Annotated in this window: 2 pseudogenes; one reads left to right on the forward strand and one right to left on the reverse strand. The window is 65.3% G+C overall.

The features are described from left to right. A pseudogene (locus tag AB1460_RS37635) lies at window positions 1-374 on the reverse strand (plasmid pRiA4b ORF-3 family protein); the annotation flags it as partial. 175 nt (window positions 375-549) lie between these two features. On the opposite strand from AB1460_RS37635, the pseudogene AB1460_RS37640 reads away from it, so the two are divergent. Continuing rightward, window positions 550-663, forward strand: a pseudogene (locus AB1460_RS37640) (Fe-S cluster assembly protein HesB); the annotation flags it as partial. Between the last annotated feature and the right edge of the window lie 515 nt (window positions 664-1,178).

Consider the following 1,178-nt stretch of genomic DNA (forward strand, 5'->3'; position numbering starts at 1 on the left):
GCCAGCAGTACCGCAAGGGCGTCCCCGGTCGCGGTGGTCTCCAGCCGCGGCACGATCTCCTGAAGAAACGCCTCCCCGACGGGTCCATCGACGAGGCCGTCAAGCACAGCGAACGTCGCACCGGCCACCTCCGCCAGTAGCGGGTCGTCGTTCTCCCGGAGCGTCCTGCCGATCTCGACCATGTCGGTGGTGAGCGTGCGCAGCCCCCTCTCATCGTCGTCGTGAGGCTGACCGTCGTCATGAGGCCACCGCGGAGACTGACCACGGATGTCCGGCACGGAGGACAGCGCGGGCCGGGAGCCGCGCCCGGCGGGTGCCAGCCTCTTGGAGGAGGGCTTCTTCCCGTTCTTACGACCGCGGCTCACAGGGCTCATACCCTTGAGTCTGCACGGGCTGCGATGCCTTCATGCGCCCGACGCCTGACACGTGCCTGATGGGCCCGCGACGGCCCGGCCACGTTGCCGTCCGCGAGGGGCACTCACCGTGGCATCGATGATCGGACGAGCAGGCGTAGCTGACCCGTCCGGCCGACCCAGCTACGGTGACGATGTGGGACTGCATCTGAGCCAGATCGACCAAGCGGACGAACTGCTGACGCACGACCCGCTGGCGCTGCTCATCGGGATGGCGCCGGACCAGCAGATCCCGATGGAGCGGGCGTTCACCGACACCGTTGGAGCAAGCACCCCGCGGTCGTCCTGAAGACCTACGGCTACTCCCGCCTCACCGACCTGATGGTCGCGACCGACCTGTTCAAACTCCAGCGCAACAGCCCAGGCACAGCCGGCCCCGTCCACGCACGCGTCAAGTAGACACTCGAAGCACCACCACGACGGACCCGCCGACGGCACCCAAAGTGCGGACCAGCACGCCCCCGGAAACCCTCACGCTACCCTGATGATCGACTGGCTAGCCGCACCGAGCGCCAATAGCCGCGGGCGACCTCGAAGCGGCAAATTACAAGACGAAACATCGCGTACCGGAATATACCGGTCAATTGAAGCTGCCCCAGTTTCGTTCACAGATAGGGCTTTGAACGGTTAAGCGGCCTGTAACTGGTCAGGTCTCGTAGATTGTTTGTTTTTGGTTGCCTGGCTGGCTGGGGTTGCTTGATGGGCTGAGGGTTCGGGTCGTTGGCGTGGTGTGGTTGATCGGTTCGTAGGGTTGCGGTGTGTCCG

The sequence above is a fragment of the Parafrankia sp. FMc2 genome (genome assembly GCF_041008525.1).
Classification (GTDB): domain Bacteria; phylum Actinomycetota; class Actinomycetes; order Frankiales; family Frankiaceae; genus Parafrankia.